The organism is Thermosynechococcus sp., assembly GCF_046299635.1.
Taxonomy (GTDB): domain Bacteria; phylum Cyanobacteriota; class Cyanobacteriia; order Thermosynechococcales; family Thermosynechococcaceae; genus Thermosynechococcus.
Map to the genome: position 1 here is coordinate 27,176 of NZ_JBKBHV010000013.1, position 16,705 is coordinate 43,880.

General features: G+C 54.2%; 12 protein-coding genes and 1 tRNA gene. 8 read left to right on the forward strand and 5 right to left on the reverse strand.

Annotated features, from left to right (window positions below; genetic code table 11):
* Window positions 1-32 precede the first annotated feature (32 nt).
* The 5 genes from ACK4IR_RS07075 to hmpF all read left to right on the forward strand — a co-directional run bounded on the left by ACK4IR_RS07075 (window position 33) and on the right by hmpF (window position 8,426).
* On the forward strand, window positions 33-3,452 hold the full coding sequence (locus ACK4IR_RS07075; RefSeq protein ID WP_409873684.1) for a phycobilisome rod-core linker polypeptide: 3,420 nt from the start codon (window positions 33-35) through the stop codon (window positions 3,450-3,452).
* Between the two features lie 220 nt (window positions 3,453-3,672).
* Window positions 3,673-4,437: a response regulator transcription factor RpaB gene (gene rpaB / locus ACK4IR_RS07080; RefSeq protein WP_409873685.1), complete on the forward strand. Its 765-nt coding sequence runs from the start codon at window positions 3,673-3,675 to the stop codon at window positions 4,435-4,437.
* A gap of 22 nt (window positions 4,438-4,459) precedes the next feature.
* The gene (locus ACK4IR_RS07085; RefSeq protein WP_409873686.1) at window positions 4,460-5,260 is read left to right on the forward strand and encodes a hypothetical protein; all 801 of its coding nucleotides are present in this window, start codon (window positions 4,460-4,462) and stop codon (window positions 5,258-5,260) included.
* Between the two features lie 5 nt (window positions 5,261-5,265).
* Complete coding sequence (locus tag ACK4IR_RS07090; RefSeq protein ID WP_409873687.1) at window positions 5,266-6,462, forward strand: homocysteine biosynthesis protein; 1,197 nt, start codon at window positions 5,266-5,268, stop codon at window positions 6,460-6,462.
* A gap of 278 nt (window positions 6,463-6,740) precedes the next feature.
* On the forward strand, window positions 6,741-8,426 hold the full coding sequence (gene hmpF / locus ACK4IR_RS07095) for a pilus motility taxis protein HmpF (protein ID WP_409873688.1): 1,686 nt from the start codon (window positions 6,741-6,743) through the stop codon (window positions 8,424-8,426).
* 3 nt (window positions 8,427-8,429) lie between these two features.
* Here the strand turns inward: hmpF and ACK4IR_RS07100 are convergent, their stop codons facing one another.
* Window positions 8,430-9,482, reverse strand: coding sequence for a tetratricopeptide repeat protein (locus ACK4IR_RS07100; protein ID WP_409873689.1), 1,053 nt, complete (start codon window positions 9,480-9,482; stop codon window positions 8,430-8,432).
* Between the two features lie 277 nt (window positions 9,483-9,759).
* Here ACK4IR_RS07100 and ACK4IR_RS07105 point away from each other — a divergent pair, with 277 nt between their 5' ends.
* Window positions 9,760-11,754 (forward strand): elongation factor G, encoded by a 1,995-nt coding sequence (locus tag ACK4IR_RS07105; RefSeq protein WP_409873690.1) that lies wholly within the window; start codon window positions 9,760-9,762, stop codon window positions 11,752-11,754.
* On the opposite strand, the gene ACK4IR_RS07110 is transcribed toward ACK4IR_RS07105, so the two are convergent.
* Window positions 11,751-12,581: a glycosyltransferase family 2 protein gene (locus tag ACK4IR_RS07110; RefSeq protein ID WP_409873691.1), complete on the reverse strand. Its 831-nt coding sequence runs from the start codon at window positions 12,579-12,581 to the stop codon at window positions 11,751-11,753. The two genes, ACK4IR_RS07105 and ACK4IR_RS07110, sit on opposite strands and share 4 nt — an antisense overlap.
* 118 nt (window positions 12,582-12,699) lie before the next feature.
* On the opposite strand from ACK4IR_RS07110, the gene ACK4IR_RS07115 reads away from it, so the two are divergent.
* Together ACK4IR_RS07115 and ACK4IR_RS07120 are read left to right on the forward strand one after the other, a co-directional pair.
* Window positions 12,700-12,772, forward strand: a tRNA-Glu gene (locus ACK4IR_RS07115).
* 164 nt (window positions 12,773-12,936) lie between these two features.
* A complete protein-coding gene (locus tag ACK4IR_RS07120) occupies window positions 12,937-14,100 on the forward strand; it encodes a pyridoxal phosphate-dependent aminotransferase (protein ID WP_409873692.1) in 1,164 nt (387 codons plus the stop codon).
* Here ACK4IR_RS07120 and ACK4IR_RS07125 read toward each other — a convergent pair.
* Genes ACK4IR_RS07125 through ACK4IR_RS07135 form a run of 3 tightly spaced genes read right to left on the reverse strand, consistent with a single transcriptional unit; the run spans window position 14,097 to window position 16,704 of the window.
* A complete protein-coding gene (locus ACK4IR_RS07125) occupies window positions 14,097-14,399 on the reverse strand; it encodes a hypothetical protein (RefSeq protein ID WP_409873693.1) in 303 nt (100 codons plus the stop codon). The two genes, ACK4IR_RS07120 and ACK4IR_RS07125, sit on opposite strands and share 4 nt — an antisense overlap.
* A 44-nt stretch (window positions 14,400-14,443) precedes the next feature.
* Window positions 14,444-15,340 (reverse strand): ROK family protein, encoded by an 897-nt coding sequence (locus tag ACK4IR_RS07130; RefSeq protein ID WP_409873694.1) that lies wholly within the window; start codon window positions 15,338-15,340, stop codon window positions 14,444-14,446.
* A complete protein-coding gene (locus ACK4IR_RS07135) occupies window positions 15,337-16,704 on the reverse strand; it encodes an LCP family protein (RefSeq protein ID WP_409873695.1) in 1,368 nt (455 codons plus the stop codon). Before ACK4IR_RS07135 ends, ACK4IR_RS07130 begins: the two co-directional genes overlap by 4 nt.
* Window position 16,705: the final 1 nt, after the last annotated feature.

Here is a 16,705-nt window from a genome sequence, read left to right on the forward strand (position 1 = left end):
TAACTAAAAGTAAAGGGAGCCTCTTAGTAACCATGGTTGTCAAAGCAAGTGGTGGAAGCTCGGTTGCCCGCCCGCAACTTTATCAAACAGTCCCCGTTTCAACGATTGTTCAAGCCGAACAGCAGGATCGCTTCCTGAATCGGGGTGAACTGGATGAACTCGCTGTTTATCTGCGCTCCGGGGCAAAACGCCTTGAAATTGCCACCACCCTCACCCGCAACGCCGATATCATCGTTTCCCGTGCTGCCAACCGCATCTTTGTCGGTGGTTCCCCCATGGCTTTTCTCTCCCGTCCCCAAACTGAAGAAGCCCCCCAATTCACCACAGGGGCGAGGGGCGAAGCGATTGACATGAAAGAAGCCATGAAACTGGGAACCGCAACCTATGTGGACACCCGTGGTGGATTCCTAGAGGGATTGCGCTCTGTCTTTAGTGCCTCCAGTGGCGGTGCGCCCGTGGGCTTCAAACCCATCAACATTGCCCGCTATGGCCCTGCTCGCATGGAAAAATCCCTGCGCGACTTAGATTGGTTCCTGCGCTATACCACCTACGCCATTGTGGCCGGCGATCCCAACATTCTGGCGGTGAATACACGCGGCTTGCGGGAAATCATTGAGGCTGCTTGCTCCACCGATGCCACCATTGCTGCGCTACAGGAAATGCGGCGGGCAGCGCTGAGCTACTTTGAAAAAGATGCTGAAGCCAAGGGCATTGTGGAAACCTACTTTGAAGTTCTGATCAACGAATTTATTGCCCCTGCCCCCTCTGATAAGGTGCGGCAGCGCAACTCGACGGATCTCCAAGGTCTGCAACTGCCCCAGATTTACTTCAACGCTGCTGAACGCCGTCCCAAATTTGTCATGAAACCGGGACTATCAGCCGCTGAGAAAAACGAGGTGATCAAAGCTGCCTATCGGCAAGTTTTTGAACGGGACATTTCCCGCGCCTATGGCTTGGGTATCTCTGACCTTGAATCCAAGGTGAAAAATGGCTCCATCTCCATGAAGGAGTTCATCCGCCAACTGGCCAAATCACCCCTTTACCGCAAAAACTTCTACGAACCCTATATCAACAGCCGTGTCCTAGAGCTGGCCTTCCGCCATATTTTGGGTCGTGGGCCATCTAGCCGCGAGGAAGTGCAAACCTACTTTGCCATTCTCTCCCAAGGGGGTCTCCCTGCCTTGGTGGATGCCCTAGTGGATTCCAAGGAATACAGTGATTACTTTGGTGAAGAGACAGTGCCCTACTTACGGGGTCTGGGTCAAGAGGCTCAAGAATGTCGCAACTGGGGTGCCCAACAGGATCTCTTCAAGTACAGTGCCCCTTTCCGCAAAGTCCCGCAATTCATTACCACCTTTGCCGCTCAGGATCAGCCGCTGCCGGATCAGCACCCCTACGGTGCCGGCAACGATCCCCTAGAAATTCAGTTTGGCGCCATTTTCCCCAAAGAGAAGAAAAACCCCAGTGCCCGCCCCCAACCCTTCAACAAAGACACCCGCCGCATTTTGATTACGCGCGGGCCGGGGATCAACAATCAGGTCAGCAATCCCGCAGCGCGTGGGGTCGCCCCCGGCAGCCTAGGGCCAAAAGTCTTCAAACTGGATCAGCTTCCCAGCATCAATGCCCGCATCGGCAAACGCTCGATCGCCACGGGCGGCGACAGTGTGAAGTTTGCGGAAAGTTCGACCCAGCGGGTGATTCGTGCCGCTTATCTCCAAGTTTTTGGTCGCGATGTCTATGAAGGGCAACGCCAAAAAGTGGCCGAGATCAAGCTGGAAAACGGTGAAATTTCTGTCCGTGAATTTGTGCGGATTTTGGCTAAATCGAATCTCTTCCGCAGTCTCTACTGGACACCACTGTACGTCACCAAAGCGATTGAATATATTCACCGTCGCCTCTTGGGGCGTCCCACCTATGGTCGCCAAGAGATGAATGCCTACTTCGACATTGCCTCGAAGAAAGGTCTCTATGGCTTGGTGGATGCGATCATTGATAGCCAAGAGTACAGTGAAGCCTTTGGCGAAGATACGGTTCCCTACGAACGCTACATTACGCCCCAAGGTCTGGCCTTGCGATCGCTACGCACGGGCACGATTGGTGAAACTGGCGTACCGCCTGAGAAAGAAGAAACACCTCGTTTTGTCGAATTGGGGGCGGTGACCGAACTGCGGACAGAGCCGGCGATTCAATTTCGGGTCAATCAAGGGGTAAGCAAGCGCCGCGAGCAAAGCAAGGTCTTCAAGCTCACGGATCTCAACGACAAGCAAAATCTACAACTGGTGATTCAAGCTGCCTATCGTCAGGTCTTTGAGCGGGATGTCGCCCCCTACATTGTCCGCGATGAATTTACTGCCCTCGAATCGAAGCTCAGCAACGGTGAGATTACCCTCAAGGAGTTCATCGAAGGCTTGGGTTGCTCAGAACTTTATCAGAAGGAGTTCTACACCCCCTATCCCAACACCAAGGTGATCGAACTGGGCACCAAGCACTTTTTGGGGCGGGCACCCCTCGATCAAGCGGAAATTCGCCGTTACAACCAAATCCTCGCCACCCAAGGCCTAAAGGCTTTTGTGCAAGCCCTTGTTAGTAGTGCGGAATACGCTGAAGCCTTTGGCGAGGATACGGTGCCCTATCGTCGCTTCCCCACCTTGCCGGCGGCCAACTTCCCCAACACTGAGAAATTGCACAATCAACTCACGAAGCAAAGTGATGCGATTGTCGTGCCCAGCTTCGCACCGGTGAAACCTCGCCTCGATAATACGAAGCTGCCACTCCTCAGTCGGGCGATCGCCGAGCAAGAGGCCAAGGCGCGTCAAGCAGATCCCAGCAAACCCCGCTTCATCGAATTGGGACGCTCCTTCCGCAATGGCGATGGTCAATCGGTGGAAGTGGGTGTGGGTACGACCCGGCGCCGTCCCGCTCGCATTTTCCGCATGACCGTGGGTGCCCCCAGTGCTGAGGTGGAGCTGGTGATCAATGCCATCTACTGCCAAGTGATGGATGTCTTCAGTGGCCAAGTGCCGAGCCAGTTCCGGCGCCCCGATCTCGAGAGTCGCCTGCGCAACGGTGAAATTACCGTCCGCGAGTTTGTGCGTACACTGGCCAGCTCCGAGATCTATCGCCACCGCTTCTACACCCCCTATCCCAACACTAAGGTGATTGAGTTCCTCTTCCGTCACCTCCTCGGTCGTGCGCCGGCCACCCAAGCGGAAATTCGCCAATACAACAAAATCTTGGCGGATCAAGGCCTCAAGGCCGCTGTCGAAACAATGGTGAATAGCCCTGAGTACAGCCGCTACTTTGGCGAAGATGTCGTGCCCTACAAACGCTTCCCGACGCTACCGGCGGGCAACTACATTGGCAGTGTCAAAGCCGATGCCGACTTGGTGAAGCAATCTTGGTCGAGTCTCTCACCCTCGTTGGTGGGGATTCAGCCCAGCCGTCGCGACTAGGGAACGTTAATCCGTACACCAGCGGATGCTCTTGCAGGGGTGTCCGCTTTTTTGTTGGGAAAGACCACGTTAAAATATCTTAAAGATTTTCAATTCTGAAAAACCCGCAAAATCCTGTCCTAGTCAGGGCTGGGAGTCTTTCTATAGCCAGTAAAAAAATGATAGAGTACAAAAAATTCACATTTTAATTTCTATCCATTACCGTCCTCATTGAGTAGGAGTGTCCGTTACTTTGGAGAGCCAAAAAGACAAAAAAGAAAAGATACTCGTTGTTGATGATGAAGCGAGTATTCGCCGGATTTTAGAAACGCGGCTGTCAATGATTGGCTATACCGTCGTTACTGCCGCCGATGGCGAAGAAGCCCTGACCGTATTCCGGCAGGAGCAGCCGGATTTAGTGGTGCTGGATGTGATGATGCCCAAACTAGATGGCTATGGCGTCTGTCAAGAACTGCGCAAAGAATCCGATGTTCCCATCATTATGCTCACTGCCCTTGGCGATGTCGCCGATCGCATTACGGGGCTGGAACTGGGTGCCGATGATTATGTGGTCAAGCCTTTTTCTCCCAAAGAGTTGGAAGCCCGCATTCGCTCGGTGCTGCGCCGCATTGAAAAAACCAGTACCTCTGGCATCCCTAGCTCCGGGGTGATTCAGGTGGGCAATATCCGCATTGATACCAACAAACGCCAAGTCTATAAGGGGGATGAGCGGATCCGCCTCACGGGCATGGAATTTATGCTCTTGGAATTGCTGGTGGGTCGCTCCGGCGAACCCTTCTCCCGAGGAGAAATTCTCGAGCAGGTGTGGGGCTATACCCCAGAACGCCATGTGGATACGCGGGTGGTGGATGTCCACATTTCCCGATTGCGGGCTAAGCTAGAGGAAGACCCCAGTAATCCAGAGTTGATTTTGACGGCACGGGGAACGGGGTATCTCTTTCAGCGGATTACTGAACCGGGAGAAGCCAGTAACAAAAACTCATAACCCGTTGGCTTGAGGTTGACCTATGGGTAAGCCACACTGGCGTTGGTCAGATGTTTTGGGACTAGGGCTGACCACTCTAGCCCTTGTTATTGTTGCTTTTATGCAGCAGGATGCTCTGCGGCAATTACAAGCTCAAACGGGAGAACAATTCACCGATGCCGAATATGAGCGCCAGAATACCCAAACCATTACGCAAATGCGGCTTTTGGCCAATCTCCCTTCCTTTGGTTTTGACAATTTGGTTGCCGATTGGGCATTTTTGCAATTTCTGCAATTTTTTGGTGATTCCGCTGCCCGCCAAGTTACGGGTTACGATGACGTGCCCGCTTTTTTTGAGGTGATTGTTGCCAAAGACCCTCGCTTTGCCCAGATCTATCCCTATCTCTCAACGGCCATCACGGTGTATGCCGGACAGCCCCAAACCTCTGTGGCGTTAATGGAGCAGGGGTTGCCCTTGATGGATCCCTATCACCAGCCGACAGGTTACTTGGCATGGGTGTTTCGGGCCATGGATGAATTTCTCTTTTTGGGTCAGGGACAAGCGGCAGCAGAGTCCTACGATCGCGCCGCAGTTTGGGCAGAACTCAATCCCGATCCCCAAGTACGTGACTCAGCAGAGTATTATCGCTCCTTGGCACGCACCCTACGGCGAGATCCCGACAGCCGCATGGCCCAGATTAATTCGTGGATTTGGGCACTGGTCAATGCAGTGAGCGATCGCTCCCGCCAAACGGCAATAGAGAATATTGAACGCCTTGGGGGCAAAGTCTCGCGACTCCCCGATGGTACGTGGCAAATCCGCCACCCCGAGGATCTGCGGTAATTCCTGTGGAACGTACCATTCCCGAAATTAATGAAAAGATTAGAGCCGGTAAGGCCACGGTTTGGACGCTGGCAGAATTGAAAGCCCGCCTTGAAAGCTTGAGCATTGCCGAAGCGACCCGCCAAGTGGACGTGATCACCACAGGCACGTTTGAACCGATGGAGTCTTCGGGGGCAATCATCAATTTGGGGCCGACGGATCCCCCGATTAAGCTGCGGCAGTGTTGGCTCGATGGCATTCCCGCCTACAGTGGTTTTGGCGCTGTGGATCTATACTTGGGAGCAGCACAATCACCGGAGCTAAGTTCTGAAGGGGGCGAAGCTGACAGTCTGCGGGAACGCGGGGGAGGCCATGTCATTGCCGATTTGATTGCGGGTAAAGCAGTTCCCCTGCGGGCAGTGGGCTATGTCACCGACTGTTATCCCCGTGCCACCTTAGAAACGGTGATCAGCAAAGAGACGATCAATCAGTTCTATCTCTACAATCCCCGTAATCTTTATCAAAATTTTATTGTGGGGGTCAATGGGGGCGATCGCCCGCTCTATACCTACCTTGGCCCACTACAACCACAATTGGGGAATGCCGTCTATGCTTGTGGCGGTGCCCTCTCGCCTTTACTGAATGATCCCTACTTGCGACTGGTGGGGATTGGCACGCGCATTTTTCTTGGCGGTGGCATTGGCTATGTAGCGTGGGAAGGTACGCAACACTTCCCCTTGCAAAAACGCCTTGCGAACGACACCCCCATTGGACCAGCAGCCACCCTTGCCCTCATCGGCGATGCCAAACAGATGGATCCTTTTTGGGTGCGTGGTTGCTATTTCAAGCACTATGGGGCGTCCCTCATGTTGGGGGTGGGCGTTCCTTTACCGGTACTGGATCAAGAAGTCATTGCCCGCTGCGCCATTCGCGATGAGGATGTCGTTGCCCCAATTATTGATTTTTCAATTCCTCGTCGAGTGCGTCCCACGTTTGGCATGGTCAACTATGCGCAACTCAAGTCGGGTAAAATCAAGATTGAAGGCAAAACCGTGCGCACCGCTCCCCTCACCAGTCTCTACTTTAGTCACCGCATTGCCGAAATCCTCAAGGACTGGATCCGCAGTGGCCAGTTTACACTCACAGAACCCACTGCCCCATTGCCACGCGATCGCGCCTTCTTGCCGCAACAACCTTGGATGCCCGCTGCCAGTGATGATTAATGACGTTTGGCGAGTGGAAACCCTCCTTTCGCTATACTGACAAATAGTTAAACTACCTTGGCCTTGACAATTCTCCAGTCCCCGACCTAGTGATTTAGGCCACTGCTGAACTCTGGCGGATGGGTGTTTAATAAAGATATAGGATTCTGGATTGAAGCGATCGCTGGCAAACGCAAAGCTGCATCCTTCACTAACTCAAATCCGTCATGCGTATTATTACGGTTGTCATCTGTTGCCGTTGTGTGTCAGTCTCAGCGTTAGGGTAGAGGTCAAGGGCTGTGCAGTATCTCGCCGAGGTGATTAAAAAAACGGGTTTCATGGGGACGAAATCCGAACTGAAGTTGCTCATGCGCGAGCAGGCCGGGTATTGGCACCCTGTCCCCCAAAACGAAGAGACGATTCCCTTTGACAACAGTCGCGACTATGGCAACGGCGTGCTGGTTTTTGTGGAAATGGCCGCCAACCGCCAAATTCACAATGTGGATGAAGCGACGCGCCGCCTTACAGGTATTTTGCACGGCTTTACGCGGATGCGCGAGCGTTTCCAAAGCCAAGAGGAAGAAATTGAAGGCTGGAAGCAATCTTTGTTGTATCAGTCAGAGGCTCTCAGTCAGCGGGAACAGGAATTTGAACAGCGCAAAGAAGAACTTCAAGAACTCGAGGCACAACTAGCAGGCGCTGAGGAGCAATTGGCACAACTCAACAAACTGCGGGAGGAATTGACCGCCGAGGAACAGCGAATTCAAGCAGAGCGCCAAGCCCTTGAAAATCTACGCCACCAAGTACACCAAGAGCAGCAGCGCTGGGAACAACTCAAATCTAGCCACAGTGTTGGCCTCTCCCCTGAGCAAATTCGCCAAGTGGACTCAATCTTGCAGGAATTGGCGAATAGCCTGAACGGAAGTGGGCATCCCGCCCTCACAGAATGCTTTCAGATTTTAGACCAACAGCAGTCTTTGCTCAACCAATACTGGCAGCAGCTAGAGCACCTTGAGCAAGAAGTGAACCAACAACAAGCCACCTTAGAGCAGCAGCTTCAAGCCTTTCAAGAAAAAGAAGAGGCTTGGCGCAAAGCCCAAGAAGTCTTTTGGCAGGATAGCCGGGCGATCGCCCTTCAGGAGGAACTCTGCCGCTACAAACAATCCGTGCTTGAAAAAGAACGCCACCTCCTTGTCCAACAGGAGGAAATGATCCAGCAAATGCGCCAAGCCATGGTTAGTGATCTCACAGAGGCAGTGGATGTCAATGCCCTGATGAAAATGCCCATGGAGGAACTGGAAAAAGAAGTGGCCAACCGCGGCAATGACCTCAAACGTGCCTCTGCCTTTGTCAACGATCAAGAAGAAGAGCTAAAGATGGCGCTGGAGTCCTTGGCAGAACTAGAGCAAAGAGTCAAAGAAGCGAGTGACTTCGATCGCCTGCAACTGGCAGGAGAACTGGAGGACGAACGCCAGCGCTGTAATCTGCTCAATCAAGCGCTTGAAGGACAGCGGCAAAATATCCGTGAAAAAGAAGCGATCTACAAAATTCACAAGCAAGTGCTAGAGGCGCGCAAAGATCCTGCCTCCCAACAGGGCATTAGCCTTATTCCCATCCTCAGTGAACTCGAGCGCCAGTTTCAAGAGTACAGTGTGGCCGTCAATCAACTGGCCGAAGAATTGCAGCAGGCCTATACCGATCTAGAAAGTCTACGCCACGACCTCGAAGAGCGCCGCAAGCTGCAACAGCAGCAAAAAGACCAACTCAGTCAAGAAGAACAGGCACTGATTGAAGACCAACGTTTACTCGCCGCCAAGCGCGGGCAGGCGAATCTGCTGCGGGAAATTTTACAGCCCGTCCAAGATCGCCTCAATCACCTGCGTCAAGGTCTAGAGGGACTGAACCAAAATATCCTCAATGGCCGCCCCAGTGCCCTCATTTCTGAGTTGCAGCAGGTGATCATGAATTTGGGGCAGGGGGCTTAGCTGCTAATTGCGCTGCCGCATTGCTTCTCGGACTTTGGTTTCCCCGCTGCGGTTATTTTGTTCGCGGTACAGCTTTAGAGCCATTTGATAGGCACTGCGAGCCTCCTGACGCCGACCTTGGGCGGCCAAGGCTTTCCCCAAGCGATAAAATCCTTCGGCATCTTTGGGGTTGATCTGCGTGGCTTGACGATACATCGCCGCAGCTTCAAGGGGATTATTTTGCTGCATTAAGAGTTCACCAAAACTGAAGTAGGTGGCTACCCGTTCGGGTTGCAGCGTGATCAGACGGCGATAGGTTTGAATGGCACGCTCCGGTTGATTGGCAGCAACGGCGAGTTCTGCCACCTGTTCAAGGAGATCCGCATCTCGCTGACCCAAGTTAGCCGCACGATCAATTGCCTGCCACCCATTACTCGTGTCCCCAGCTGCTAGGAGAGCCATCCCCAAATTGAGTTGGATCGAGGCATTGCCGGGGGCAAGGGTTGCCGCCTGTTGCAGGTTACTAAGGGCTTCAGGGATATTGCGTTGTTGGAGCAGCAAAACACCTAATCCCTTCTGAGCTGCCCAATTGCGAGGGTCAAGACTGAGGGCAGAGCGGTAGGCCTGCATAGCGCCTTGGGAATCTCCCATGCGGGCAAGAATCACCGCCAGTCCTTCATAAGCTTGGGCATTACGGTTATTTAGGCGAATTGCTTGGCGGTAGGCGGCAGCAGCACCGTCGTTTTCCCCCATCATTCCCAGACTGTAGCCTAGGGCATAGTAAAAATCAGCGTTTTGTTGATCCAGCTCAATGGCGCGTTGGTAGGCACGGGCGGCTTCGGCAAATTGTCCTTGCTGGGCATAGATGTAGCCAATGGCAGAATGCACGCGGGGATTACGGCTCTCGCTCTGGAGCAGTTGCTGATAAATGGCCAAGGCTTGGGCATAGTTTCCTGCTTCCACTAGCCGTCGCCCTTCCTCCATTAGCGTGCTGACTTGAGTATTGGCGTGGACTGGCGATGCTAGCCAAAAGCCGAGACTGGCAATACTAGCCCATAGAAGGGAATTGAAGCGCATCGTGAGTGAGTCCTCCTCGCAAACGTTAACCGCAACTTAACGGTTGTTTACAGCTCCCTTAAAAGATGATGCAAATTCCGCCAAAGGCGATCGCCAAGAGTTAAGAGATCTAGTTAAGGCAAACGACAGCCCTTTTCTATGGAATACATCAAAGGAAGGGGAGCCTCTCTTGTAGTGGTTTTCACATTTCTAGGTGTGTACCACTTTGTGAAAAGGGCTGCAAAGGTCTATTCTGGACAATTTTGACCCAAATGGCAAATCAAAAGGTAGGTGTGCGATGGCGAGACGATGCAACATTGCCTTGGTAGGCAGCTACAACAGTGGCAAAACGACCCTCGCAGAAAGTATTTTGCGCCTGACCCACGCCACACATGGGAAGGCCAGTAGTCTTCTTGATACCAGTCCTGAGGCTCGCGATCGCCAGATGGGGGTGGAACTGAATGTCGCTTATACCCGGTATGGGGACTTAGACCTGACGCTTCTCGACTGTCCAGGCTCGGTGGAATTGCTCCAAGAAACCCTCAATGCTCTCGTGGGCGTGGATATGGCGATCGTGGTCTGTGAACCCCTCAGCGATCGCGCCTTTACCCTGACCCCTCTGTTCAAATTCCTCGACGACTGGCAGATCCCCCACATGCTCTTTGTCAACAAGATGGAGCGCGCCCACGACCCCTACATGGAGATCCTCGCCGCCTATCGCCAAGTTTCCAGTCGTCCCCTTGTACCCCACCAGTACCCCATTTGGCAGGGGGATCATCTCTTGGGCTACGTTGACTTGGTGACGGAGCAGGCCTATCACTACCACGCGGGGGCAGCGGCGGATTTAGTCCCCTTTCCTTCGGAATTACAAGCGGTCGAACAGGCGGCACGAGCAGAGCTATTGGAGGCTCTAGCCAACTATGACGATCACCTCCTAGAGGAACTCCTTGAGGATATTGCGCCACCGCAAAGTGAAATCATGGCGGATTTGCGCTGGGAGTTGGGAGCCGATTTAATTGTGCCCGTCTTCTTTGGCAGTGCGCAAACGGACTACGGGGTGCGTCCCCTCTTGGCGGCTCTGGATCGCGAAGCCCCCGATGCCACCGAAACCGCTGCCCATCGCCAGATCAAGGGTGAGGAACCCCTTGCCCAAGTGCTGAAGACTTTCTATCTGCCCCAAGGCGGCGGCAAATTCTCCCTTGTGCGGGTATGGCAGGGCACCTTGACCGATGGTATGAGCCTGAATGAGGGGCGCGTGGGTGGTATCTACCGTGCCCAAGGCACGCAACTGGAATCCTTGGGGCAAGCAACGGCGGGTGAGATCGTTCTCTTGGCGCGGCTAGAGGGTATTCGTACAGGTGAGACCCTCAGTGTCAGCGGTCAGGCCATGCCTTTGCCCTGTGCGCCGCAACTGGAACCCGTCTATGCCTTGGCCATTACCCCCAGTAAACGCAGTGATGAGGTGAAGCTCACCGGTGCCCTGCAAAAACTCCTTGAGGAAGACCCGGCGCTGCGCTGGGAACAGCATGGCGATACCCATGAAATTATTCTCTGGGGACAGGGTGACATTCACTTGCAGATTGCCCTCGATCGCCTGCGCCGCAAATATAACCTACCCATGCAAACCCATCTCCCCCAAGTGCCCTACAAAGAAACCATTCGCCGTGGGACAAAAAACAGCCATGGTCGCTATAAGCATCAAACGGGGGGGCATGGCCAATTTGGCGATGTGTACCTCGATATTGCTCCTCTAGAGCGCGGCAGCGGCTTCCAATTTAGTGAAACCATTGTCGGCGGCGTGGTTCCCAAGCAATACATCCCCGGTGTCGAGCAGGGGGTGCGGGAATTTCTCAACCAAGGACCGTTGGGATTTCCAATCGTGGATGTGGCGGTGACCCTCACCAACGGCTCCTACCACTCTGTGGACAGTTCTGAGCAGGCCTTTCGCCAAGCGGCTCGCCTTGCCATGCAAGCGGGAATTCCCCAGTGTGAGCCGCAACTCCTAGAACCGATCATGGCGGTACAGGTGTGGATGCCCCAAGCCTTTACGGCTAAGGTGATGCAGGCCTTAACGGGGCGGCGCGGTCAGGTCTTGGGCTACCACAGTAAGGAGGGTTGGCCCGGCTGGGAAGAGATTGAGGCTTATTTGCCCCAAGCGGAAATGCACGACTTTGTGGTGGAGTTGCGCTCCTTAACCATGGGCAGCGGTGGCTTCCATTGGCAATTTGACCACCTTCAGGAGGTACCGGAGAAATTGGCCGCGACGATTGTCCGGCGTCCCAAAAAAGTCTAGGCTACAAGCTGAGCTGCCTTGGCCTGCAATTCCTGAAGTCGTGCGGCCATAATCTGCTGAATCTGTGCCTCCTGCTGGCGATCGCCCGCCTCAAGGTCGTCGGCCACGGTGCCGGGAGCCGCTTGAAATTTCTTGAGCTGACGGTCAAAGAAACTGTTGGGGAAGCGGCGGTACTCAACGGTCTGCTGCTGGAGACGGGCGGTGTGACAAAACTGGTGCAACCAATGGGCATAGGCCACATCCTCAGCGCCATAACGAAACTGGCGGAAGACTTCATCTTCAGGAAAACCGCCAACAAACTCATGGACTTCGCGACGTACGGCGAGATTCAGCACCAACGTTTGCTCGAGGCTCCTGTGCCAGTAGGGATGCAGGCGATCGCGGCAATAGACCCCCGTGCGCACCGCCCCAAAATAGCTGGGGGCATAAGGTTCCGGTAGAGGCTGATTCAACACCGATAGGGCTAAAAACAGGTGCTCAGGGCGGTATAGATCATCGGCATCACAGAAAAAAATCACTTCTCCCTTGGCCAAGCGCACTCCCATGTTCCGTGCTGCGGCAATGCCGATATTCGTGGGTAACCCCACCAATTGCAGCGGTACTATATTCGACCATTGATCAGCCGCCACATCACAGGTGGTATCCGTTGAACCATCGCTGACCAGAATCAATTCCCCCGTAGTCGGGTAGGGAAAGTGCTGTTGCAAGTAGCGGCAACTGATGGCAATGCTTTCAAGGGTTTCCCGAAAAACCGTTTCTCCCCGCTGGCTCACCACATTGTAGGCGGGCATCACAATCGAGAAGGAACACAGGCCAGCAAGTTCCACGACAAGTTCCTCAGCAACTCGCCCTCATTTTCTCCTTGACGACGCGCTCCATGCAAAAATTTCCCGAGGTGTTGACAAACGCTTAGTGCATTCGCTACATTAACTAATGCTGAGTCTCGCCCCCATCGTCTAGAGGCCTAGGACACCTCCCTTTCACGGAGGCGACGGGGATTCGAATTCCCCTGGGGGTATCCCAAACCGCAAAACTCAATGCCAACACTGACTACTCCAAGCCTCACAACAGGCTAGGGTAATTAGCTCGCCCTCTAGTGATCTAGGCGCTAGGTGGGTATTTTCAAGTCGCCGATCTCCTGTCAAAGTGCCACAATACGGAAAGTAGTGCAGGAGACACAGGATGGACTGGGCAACGCGGGTGATGCGGGTCACGCCGTCGGTAACACTGGCGATTGATGCCAAAGCCAAGGCAATGCGTGCGGCTGGAGAAGATATCTGTAGCTTCAGTGCCGGCGAACCCGACTTTGACACCCCTGCCCATATCCGTGAAGCGGCCAAAACGGCTCTTGATCAAGGCAAAACCCGCTATGGTCCGGCGGCGGGGGAACCGGCCTTGCGGCAGGCGATCGCCACCAAGCTGAATAACGACAACCACCTACCCTATCGGCCTGAAAATATCCTCGTCACCAATGGGGGCAAACAGGCTCTCTTTAACCTGATGCTGGCTCTGATCAATCCCGGTGATGAGGTGATTATTCCTGCCCCCTACTGGGTGAGCTATCCGGAAATGGTGCACTTGGCCGGTGGCACGCCGGTAATTGTGACGACAACTGCTGAAACGGGGTATCGGATTACGCCGGCGCAACTAGAAGCGGCAATTACACCGAAAACACGGCTCTTTGTTCTCAACTCCCCCAGCAACCCCACAGGCATGGTCTATACACCGGCGGAAATTCGGGCGCTGGCGGCAGTGATTGTGCGGCACCAACTGTGGGTGGTTTCGGATGAGATCTACGAAAAGATTCTCTACGATGGCGCCAAGCACCTGAGTATTGGTGCTGTGAGTGAGGCCGCCTTTGAGCAAACGATTGTGTGTAGTGGTTTTGCCAAGGCCTATGCCATGACGGGCTGGCGTGTGGGATACCTTGCTGGACCGGCGGATTTAATTAAGGCAACCGCGAAGATTCAAGGCCACAGCACCTCAAATGTGTGTACCTTTGCTCAATATGGTGCCCTTGCTGCCCTAGAGGGAAGTCAAGCCTGCGTAGCCGAGATGGTAGCTGCTTTCCGCGATCGCCGGACGCGCATGTATGAGGGCATTTGTGAGATTCCTCGGCTGCGCTGTCTCAAACCCCAAGGCGCTTTTTATCTGTTTGTGGATATTAGTGAAACGGGCCTAAGTTCCGTAGAATTTTGCGATCGCCTGCTAGAGGAGGAAAAAGTGGCCACCGTTCCCGGTAAAGCCTTCGGCATGGATGATCACATTCGCCTCTCCTACGCTACGGATTTAGCCACCATTGAAAAAGGCCTGATGCGACTGGCAAAATTTGTCGAGCAGCTCTAAACCCACAACCGTGTCATTGGCAGGAAAAACCCCGGCATCACCTCGCTGCAATCAACCACCTCGGGGGAGTTCAGAACAACCACGTCCTCTTGCGGGGGGTAGAGTTCTACTTGGCGGTCTTGGGAATTAATCAGCAGCCCTAAGCGCGCCCCAGTCGCCTCTCCAGCCTTGGTCAATTCTAGGCGCAAGTCAGGATTATCGCGGCAGAATTGATCAAACTGCTCGGGGGTTACTCGCACCGTTGCATTGCGGACATTGAGCAGTACTGGGGAGCCATCCACGGGAGTTGTAGGAGCCATAGCTGTTGGTGCAAGCAGAATAACTTAATCCTAGCTAAGGTCACTTAGAGATCATCTTTGACGTATTTCCACGCTAGTTTGGCGGCACCGACCATGCCTGCGTGATTTCCCAGGGTCGCTCGCAAGCAGTGGAGGCGATTACGGGAGGTGGGCAGCACCCGCTCTTCCAATTCGGCAATCATCGCAGGAAAGAAGAGGTCACTAGCGGCACTAATTCCTCCTCCAATGATCACCGCTTCCGGGGTGAGGACATACACTAGGCTGGCAATGCCGGCGGCTAATTCACGACCATAGTTTTGCCAGAGGGCGATCGCTTCAGGGTCGCCATTGTTGGCACGCTCTGCCATCTCATGGGGTTCACACCCCCACCGCCGCCGCAGAGCTTGGGCAGAAACGTGTTGCTCAAGGGAACCACGATTGCCACTATTGCAGGGGGGACCGTTATAGTCGAGGGTAATCAGCCCCAACTCACCGGCGGATCCATCCCGACCGACAAAGAGATTGCCATTGAGGATAATTGCACCGCCAACGCCTGTCCCTAAGGTGAGCAAAATTAAATCCTTGAACTGACTCCCCGCCCCCAGCCATGCTTCCCCTAGCCCAGCACAGTTGGCATCGTTACCAATCACTGTGGGTTTGCCCGTCAGGTGTTCGAGGCTATCGCTCACGGGCACTTCGTACCAGTCGAGGTTAATGGCACGGCGGGCAATGCGACCGGTGGCATCCACAGGCCCCGGCATCCCCATCCCGATCGCCAGCGCCCGATCCTCACCATCCAGTTCTTTAATCCCCTGAGCAATGGCTTTGATCACCTGTTCTGGAAAGGGGGGCTGGGGAGTCGGCAACGTCAGGGCATTGAGGCAATTCCCCTTGGGGTCAAAGCGCCCCATTTTGATGGCAGTGCCACCGAGATCAACGCCAATAACGTAGGGTTCACTCACAGGGATTTTGTCGGTTTCAATTGCAGGCGATCGCGGGCATCTTCGCCCAGTTGAATCGTCACATCCGATGCTAGCACACCGGTACTCTCTACCCGCACTTCCCCAAATCCCAGCAATAACTGCACACGGCGGGCGGCTGCTAAGTCTCCCTGCTGAGCAATGATGCGGGTAATCGGGATGGACTGGGGCAATGGCTCCGCTACCAAGGGAACGGGGTAACCAGCGGTTGCCAATTGCTGACTTAGGTGCATAACCAATGATTCGGGCAGGGTGGTATTTTGAATGGCAATCTGCACTTGGGCGGGGGTCGTCAAACCTGTCTCCCGCGGATCCGCAATAGAGGTGTCACGGAAATACCGATCCGTTAGCCAAGCAATCCGTTGATAATTGGGCAACCAATAGCTCACTTCTACTTCATCAGTGGAGCCGTTAAAGTTCCCCGGCAGCAGGAGAAACTCCACCCGCGATCGCGGCAAGCTGGTGAGAAATTGCCCCAAGCTCATCAATTCCTCAACCGTCAAATTCGTATCCAAGTTTTCGCGAATAATACTGAGAATTTGGGGGGCATGGGCAAGGGTTTCCGGACGAGCGGTTTGCTCCATCAATGCCCGCAAAAACATCTGTTGTCGCTGCACGCGGCCAATGTCACCCAAGGCATCGTAGCGAAAGCGCAGAAATTGTAGGGCTTGGTTGCCATTCAGGTGTTGTCGTCCCGGTTGCAAATCAATGTAGAGGCGCTGACTGTCATCCCGATAGCGCATGGCGGTGGGTACATCCAGCGTCACTCCCCCAAGGGCATCAATCAGTTTCTCAATGCCTTGAACATTAATGCGCAAATAGCGATCAATGGGTACATCCCCCAACAGGTCACTCACGGTTTGCGCCGCCAGTGCCGGCCCGCCGAGGGCGTTGGCTTCGTTGATTTTGGCATCCCCCCGTCCAGGGATAAAGGTCAGCGTATCGCGGGGAATAGACAATACGACTAGGCGTTGCTGGACAGGATCAAAACGCACCAGCAGCAGTGAGTCCGACAGCCCCTCCACGGAGTTGACCAAGGCATGGTAGGTGAGATTGGGGTCGGGCGGTTGATCTAAGTCGGCGGTTAAGACCTTGGAGCCAATGAGCAATAAATTTAGGGATTGATGGAGCCTTGTCCCTGTCCAGCGATCGCTCCGTTGAAACACCTGCCACTCCTGAGGGGTGAGCGATCGCTGCATCAGCGGTGTACTCTGACTCAGTAGCCCCCACAGTGTCCCTAGGCTGCCGGAGATCAAGGCAACCCCTAGCCACAACACCAGTCGCCAAAATAAAATCTCCTCTTCAGGCGGAGCGGGTCGTCGTCGGCGTTGCCATCGAATAAACACT

What these genes read in the sequence shown, in the direction of transcription:
- ACK4IR_RS07100 (WP_409873689.1), bottom strand. Translation starts at nt 9,482, where the DNA reads ATGCGCTTCAATTCCCTTCTATGGGCTAGTATTGCCAGTCTCGGCTTT.
- ACK4IR_RS07125 (WP_409873693.1), bottom strand. Translation starts at nt 14,399, where the DNA reads ATGGCTCCTACAACTCCCGTGGATGGCTCCCCAGTACTGCTCAATGTC.
- ACK4IR_RS07075 (WP_409873684.1), top strand. Translation starts at nt 33, where the DNA reads ATGGTTGTCAAAGCAAGTGGTGGAAGCTCGGTTGCCCGCCCGCAACTT.
- ACK4IR_RS07105 (WP_409873690.1), top strand. Translation starts at nt 9,760, where the DNA reads ATGGCGAGACGATGCAACATTGCCTTGGTAGGCAGCTACAACAGTGGC.
- ACK4IR_RS07120 (WP_409873692.1), top strand. Translation starts at nt 12,937, where the DNA reads ATGGACTGGGCAACGCGGGTGATGCGGGTCACGCCGTCGGTAACACTG.
- ACK4IR_RS07085 (WP_409873686.1), top strand. Translation starts at nt 4,460, where the DNA reads ATGGGTAAGCCACACTGGCGTTGGTCAGATGTTTTGGGACTAGGGCTG.